Here is a 7,117-nt window from a genome sequence, read left to right as displayed (position 1 = left end):
GTGTGGGGGTGATCCTACGCCATACGCTTTGGCCGAACCAGTTGCCGCGTATTCCCCACAGGTGTGGGGGTGATCCTATCAAGAGCGCGACCTAAAACTGATTGGTCATGTATTCCCCACAGGTGTGGGGGTGATCCTAATTGCTAGACGCTTCTCGTACTCAGACTTAGGTATTCCCCACAGGTGTGGGGGTGATCCCTATCGCCTGGCCTGCATAGCCGGGGGATGATGGTATTCCCCACAGGTGTGGGGGTGATCCCCGGTTGGTCGAGCATCGCGGCAAGTGATGTTTGTATTCCCCACAGGTGTGGGGGTGATCCTATCCACCAAAGACGCTAAACGAGTCGTAACTTGTATTCCCCACAGGTGTGGGGGTGATCCCGGCTGCGGCAACTGATGCTAGTGCACACTCACGTATTCCCCACAGGTGTGGGGGTGATCCTATTAGTATTAGCAATCGAACCAGCATTAGAAAGTATTCCCCACAGGTGTGGGGGTGATCCTACCTCACCTGGCGTTTTGTGCAGCACCTCCGCGTATTCCCCACAGGTGTGGGGGTGATCCTCAAGCAGCACGGCCCCGTTTTGTGGAGCAATAGTATTCCCCACAGGTGTGGGGGTGATCCTCACACTCGCCGCACTAGCGACCAGGCCTTGGAGTATTCCCCACAGGTGTGGGGGTGATCCTATGACGGCTGATGTTCAAAAGGTCGTCCGTGAGTATTCCCCACAGGTGTGGGGGTGATCCCAAGTCAGTCTTAAAGCCGATTCACTATGCAAGGTATTCCCCACAGGTGTGGGGGTGATCCTCATTTCTTTACGCTTCATTTTGGGCCTCCTCAAGTATTCCCCACAGGTGTGGGGGTGATCCTTATTCAAGTTAGCTTAAAGTTTGAAGGCTGCTGTATTCCCCACAGGTGTGGGGGTGATCCTCGAAATCAGGTTGCTGAAGCAACGGGGGTCAGGTATTCCCCACAGGTGTGGGGGTGATCCTTTCAAATCGTTCATCGAGTCACCTAGCCGGTTGTATTCCCCACAGGTGTGGGGGTGATCCTCATTGGGACAACTTTTTCGCGGCCAAAAATGGGTATTCCCCACAGGTGTGGGGGTGATCCTGGGCTTAACAGTCTGCTGCACCTGTGTGGCATGTATTCCCCACAGGTGTGGGGGTGATCCCCGGGCACGCGGGACCCATGACGTTGATTTGATGTATTCCCCACAGGTGTGGGGGTGATCCCTTGTCACGGTGCTTCAGCTTCCCTAATTCTTCGTATTCCCCACAGGTGTGGGGGTGATCCAACCTGAGTCTTAACTGTTTTTGCTACATATTGGTATTCCCCACAGGTGTGGGGGTGATCCCATAGTCATAGTCATCCGCCACAGTCTTCAGCAGTATTCCCCACAGGTGTGGGGGTGATCCTTCCCTTCCTTTACTGTTTTAAGTATAGCATGAGTATTCCCCACAGGTGTGGGGGTGATCCCGTTGACCTTGACCCGCTGTACAGCCCAATTGTGTATTCCCCACAGGTGTGGGGGTGATCCTGAGCCATTTGTACTCCCGGCATATCAAGGAACGTATTCCCCACAGGTGTGGGGGTGATCCTGGTTCAACGGATCCGCAGCAGACTGGAAAGGTGTATTCCCCACAGGTGTGGGGGTGATCCTACGCCATACGCTTTGGCCGAACCAGTTGCCGCGTATTCCCCACAGGTGTGGGGGTGATCCTGATCGAAAAGGGTATGCCTATTTAAAAAAGGCGTATTCCCCACGGATGTGGGGGTGATCCCGCCGGCAAGGCTGCGGCGGACAACTCGCACGAGTATTCCCCACGGATGTGGGGGTGATCCCGATTTGCCTGACTTTATAACCTGTGGTTGGCTGTATTCCCCACGGATGTGGGGGTGATCCTCAGATGGCTTACGGTGCTGACCTTAGTGCCACGTATTCCCCACAGGTGTGGGGATTTTAGGCTCCCTTAAAGTAGGGGCCTTTTTTCATACATCTTCGAATGATTATTCTCTAGTAACATTATTAACTGGTGGAATAATGTTTTGTCTCCTTTACAAAACTGATACAATTCGGTTGTTGTTAAATTGAGGATGCTAAGTTATCCTTAGAAATAGTTTCCGAGATATATAATGCTCAATGTTAGCTAAAAATACAATCGTTAATTTTACCGATAACTTCACCGCATTCCTGGGAAGTCAGAGGTGGTAATTTAGTTACCGGGTCATATTTATCTGACGAAGAATTTGTTTGACGTTAAAACTATTTCAAATTAATTTCAAAATAGGTGGACATCACTAATCACATTGATGTATTATTAAGATGTTCCTCACAGAGATGTATGCAGTGAGGGTGATCCAGTGATTAGTGAAGGATAGTTTGGACTCGGCCAGTGTTCCCCACGCCTGTGGGGGTGATTCCTGATCTTATCCGCATTGATATGCTGGCTTGAAGTATTCCCCACAGGTGTGGGGGCAATCCTGAAAAAGGTATTAATAAAGAAAAACTGACTTAAAAAAATTCAAGCAATAATGGTTCAGACGATAAATGAATACGCTTGCAGAAAGATTAAAGCAACAATGACTGTTAGACTCAAGAAACTATTCTTGAAACGAAAAGGGAGATGACAAAATGAAAATTTCTAGGCAAGCAGCGGCTTTATGGGCCAAGAAGCGTTCAGAAGATGGGCAACAGGAGTGGTTGCCACTAATTGCCCATCTGGTAGATACCCAGAATGTTATCAATTATCTTTTCTATCACTGGTTAAGCCCAGGTCAGCGAGAACTGCTACAGGGAACCTTAACCGAGGAAGAGACGCAGCGCTTGGTCAAATTCATCGGATTCATTCACGATGGCGGCAAAGCAACTGCGGCGTTTCAAGCCAAGGAGTCCTACAATGGGGATGCCAGCTTGGATGAGTACTTAAGTGCAAGGCTAGCGCATTCGGGATTCATTGATTTTGAAAGCTTGCAGTTGGCATCAGCCAAAGAGTCGCCCCATGCTCTAGCTGGGGAAGCCATCCTTGAGAAATTTGGTGTGCCCGCTTCAATCGGTGCCATCATCGGGGGTCACCATGGCAAGCCAGCTAGTAAAAAGCCAGCTAATCAAATAAAAGTTTATACAGCCAATTTCTACCAAAGCGATAACTTGCCCGAAATTCAAGCGCCGTGGAAGCAGGTACAGAAAGAACTATTTGATTATGGTCTGGCTTCTTCCGGGTATCAGTCGGTGACAGAGATTCCTGACGTCACGCAGCCACAAGCCGTTGTTTTGGAGGGCTTGTTAATCATGGCTGATTGGCTGGCTTCCAGTGAATATTTAGACCAGGATCAGTCGATACCGACGCCACTATTTCCGTTGATTCCCTTAGATCAATCCTGGGAAGATATCAGGCCAGTACATCGATATCAGCAGGCTATGCTTGCCTGGGACACTGACGGTGAGTGGGAGCCACAACGGATAGATTTGACAGATCCTAAACGAGAGCCCTACAGAAAACGTTGGGATTTCCAGCCGCGTCCCGTTCAGCAGGCCATGACTAAGGCCATTGGTGCGACGACAGACCCGGGAATAGTGATTGTCGAGGCACCGATGGGGGTGGGGAAGACTGAAATTGCGCTGCTAGCCGCTGAACAATTGGCCTTTATTACTGGTCGAGATGGGTTATTTATGGGACTCCCGACACAGGCAACGACGAATGCTATGTTTGATCGTGTGGACAAATGGTTGACCTTTCTAGCAAAGTCCCAGGGTGAGAATTTTCAAATCCGGTTGATGCACGGGAAGTCTCAGTTTAATCAGAAATATCAAGCGCTCCCGAATGCAGCGAACATATATGATGAGGATAAATCCGGTGAGGTGGTGGTTAATAGCTGGTTCTCCGGAAAGAAATCGATCCTGACGAAATTCACCGTGGGGACGATTGATAACCTCCTGCTCATGGGCTTGAAACAAAAGCATCTCTTCCTCCGGCACCTCGGATTTAGCGGAAAAGTCGTGGTGATTGATGAGGTTCACGCCTACGACGCATACATGAACCAGTATTTAGACAAAGCCATTGAGTGGTTGGGCGCCTACCATGTGCCCATCATTATCTTATCCGCGACGCTGCCCAAGGACAGACGGCAACAGTTACTGCTGGCCTACTTGAAAGGAAAATATGGGATGACTTATCGGCGCCAGCTTGACGCGCCCAAAGATTGGAAGAACACGGAGACCTATCCGCTACTCAGTCTGCTTGATGGCACGAAAATTAAGCAAGTCACCTCATTCCCTGGTCAAAGTGACCAGCAACCAACTGTGTTACACATAAAACGACTGGATGTCGAGAATGACGCGCTGATCACGCATGTGCTTCACAAGTTGGCGAATGGTGGTGTTGCTGGAATCATTGTCAACACGGTGAAACGCGCTCAGGCTTTAGCCGCGTTAGTTCCTGCAGATATTGATTTAATGATTTTGCATTCAGCCTTTCTCGCAACGGATCGGATAGCCCAAGAAACAAAGCTCCAAGCGGCTATTGGCAAGCATGGCAAACGACCGCACAAATTGATTGTGATTGGGACGCAGGTGTTGGAGCAGTCGCTGGATATTGATTTTGATGTGCTGTATACAGACGTTGCCCCAATGGACTTAATCCTACAACGAGCCGGACGATTACATCGCCACCAGATTGACCGACCCAAAACGTTGCAAGTAGCTCACGTTTTTGTTATGGGGATTGAAGGTCTTAGTACTTACGAGTCGGGCTCCGAAAAAGTTTATGGGAAGTACCTCTTAATGAAGACGGACCACTTCTTGCCAGACAAAATTACCTTGCCGACTGATATTTCGCCCTTAGTGCAAGAAGTCTATGATTCAAAGACGGATGAAGACATTCCTGATATTGCGGCGGCTAAGGCCAAATTTAACAAAGATCTGGATCTTGAAGTAGAGAAGGCAGGCGTTTTTCAAATCGCTGATCCGAAGTTAAGACCCGGGAAGACAATTCACGACTGGCTCGGCCGTGATCTGGGTAACGTTGACCAGAATGAGCAGAAGGCGGGTGCGGCCGTGCGTGATATTCAGGAAACGGTGGAAGTTATTTTGGTTCAACACACTGGTGACGGCAACTTTCTCTTGGACGGCCGGCCCCTGAGTAAGGTGAAACCAAAGGAAATTGCTCAGCAGATCATTCGCATTCCGGCAGCGGTGACCCCACCATATGAAATTGACCAAGTCATTAAAAAGCTGGAGACTTTGACCGGTCGCTACTTCTTGGACTGGCAAAATAGTGTTTGGTTGAAGGGGGCATTAGCATTGCCACTAGATGAAAATGATGCCGTGAATTTCGCTGGTTGGCAGCTCACGTATGATGCAAAGCTAGGGCTTAAATATGTAAAGGAGGGTGATAATGGTGGACGATAAGAAGTTTAATTTGACGACTGATCCTTGGATTAAAGTGTTTTCGATTGAGAAGAATCAGGAAGAAACAGTTTCTTTGATCGACTTATTTAAAAATGCACCACATTATCGGCAATTGGCTGGAGATATGCGTAGTCAGGACATGGCAATACTGCGATTATTGTTGGCAATCTTGACGACGGTTTATTCACGGGTGGACGCAACGGGGAAGTCGTATCCATGGCTGGAACCCAATGCCGATTCTGCAGAGCCGATAAAGGTTGATCAGGATATCTATGCCGAGGATGGTCAGGACACCCTGTTTGAAACCTGGGACCAGTTATATCAAGCCAAAGGATTTTCACAAACAGTGACCGATTATTTGGCAGAACATGCACAAGACTTTGCGTTCTTTGGTGAACGGCCCTTCTATCAAGCGACGGCTGAAGACTACGATGCGCTGGTCCCACAGAATAAGCGGGTGGCGGCTGGCAAAGGTCAGGTCTTGGTTAAGCAGATGAACCGGCGCGTGTCAGAGAGTGGCAACTCGCCAGCTATTTTCGCTCCCAAGGCGGGTGAAGCTAAGAATGAGGTTGCTCTGACGGAATTAATTCGTTGGGTAATCACCTACCAAAACTTTACTGGTGTGACGGATAAAACGAAAGTCGTGACTGAGGAAAAATTTTCTAACTCAGCTGGCTGGATCTATCGAATTAGTCCCGTGTTTGTAGAAGGAACCACGCTCTTTGACACGTTGATGCTGAATTTGGTGCTGGTTGATACGCGTAAAGATGAGACCGAGTGCACGCTTCAGAAGCCAGTTTGGGAGGCCAAATCGGTTCGGGCTTACGTGAACGAACGGACGGCCCAGCTCCTTCCAGATAATTTAGCAGAATTGTACACAGCTTGGTCTCGCATCTTACACATAGAATGGCAGGATGGCCATCCTCAGATTTTCAGTGCGGGGATTCCCATGTTTGACTATGAAAATGCGTTTCTTGAGCCAATGACGACCTGGCGATTCGATAAAAAAACCAGTAAGTATCGGCCAGCGGTCAAAGGACTGCGTTCACTGGGTATCGCTATGTGGCGCAATTTTGGGCAGTACGTCAAGGTTCATAAGGATGATGAGATGCATGAACCGGGTATCGTCATTTGGTTACGGGCATTGAAAGAACGGGAATTGATTTCGCAAGACGCCCCGTTACTTTTGAATTCGATTGCCTTGATTAGTGATGGCAATGCGACATCACAGTCACCAGCGGTAGAGGTCGGGGATGACATGCAACTACAGGCGGATGTGTTATTTGATGAGGATCTTGCAGAGCGCTGGCCAGAACGGATTGAAGATGCAATTGCGGTTACGCAGACCATTGGAACTGACTTTTATCACTTTGCGAGTGATCTCGGGACGATTCGTAATTTGGACGTCAGACCCTTTGCTAGTGGCATGAGTGCCCAGTTCTACGAGCAACTGAATGAGCCCTTCAAAGCATGGTTAGCGGACTTGAAGCCAACTGAAGATCGTGATCAAAAGATTATTCTGTGGAAATCCAAACTAGAAAAGATTGTTGTGGCGGCCGTGGACGACGTGATGGCGGCGAGTTCACCACGAGACGTCAAGGGAATTGCAACAGAAAAGCACGGGCCACTGAATATTTTCACAGCGAAGAACCATCTGATGTATAACGTTAGAAAACATCTTGAACTGAAAAAGGAGTGATGAGGGC

Annotated in this window: 2 protein-coding genes and 1 CRISPR repeat array; both genes read left to right on the top strand. The window is 48.8% G+C overall.

Annotation, left to right across the window (positions count from 1 at the left end):
* Positions 1-48 precede the first annotated feature (48 nt).
* Positions 49-1,968: direct repeats of the CRISPR family, unit length 28 nt; unit sequence GTATTCCCCACAGGTGTGGGGGTGATCC.
* Between the two features lie 668 nt (positions 1,969-2,636).
* On the top strand, positions 2,637-5,411 hold the full coding sequence (gene cas3 / locus EKM99_RS11545) for a CRISPR-associated helicase Cas3' (protein WP_125583575.1): 2,775 nt from the start codon (positions 2,637-2,639) through the stop codon (positions 5,409-5,411).
* Entirely contained in the window at positions 5,398-7,110 is a 1,713-nt protein-coding gene (locus tag EKM99_RS11540; protein ID WP_225419850.1) for a type I-E CRISPR-associated protein Cse1/CasA, read from the top strand. Before cas3 ends, EKM99_RS11540 begins: the two co-directional genes overlap by 14 nt.
* The last annotated feature ends 7 nt before the right edge of the window (positions 7,111-7,117 follow it).

The sequence above is a fragment of the Levilactobacillus cerevisiae genome (assembly GCF_003946245.1).
Taxonomy (GTDB): domain Bacteria; phylum Bacillota; class Bacilli; order Lactobacillales; family Lactobacillaceae; genus Levilactobacillus; species Levilactobacillus cerevisiae.
This window is presented reverse-complemented; position numbering and strand designations above follow the sequence as displayed.

Excerpts from the sequence above, each read along its gene's own strand:
- cas3 (WP_125583575.1), top strand. The coding sequence starts at position 2,637 with ATGAAAATTTCTAGGCAAGCAGCGGCTTTATGGGCCAAGAAGCGTTCA.
- EKM99_RS11540 (WP_225419850.1), top strand. The coding sequence starts at position 5,398 with ATGGTGGACGATAAGAAGTTTAATTTGACGACTGATCCTTGGATTAAA.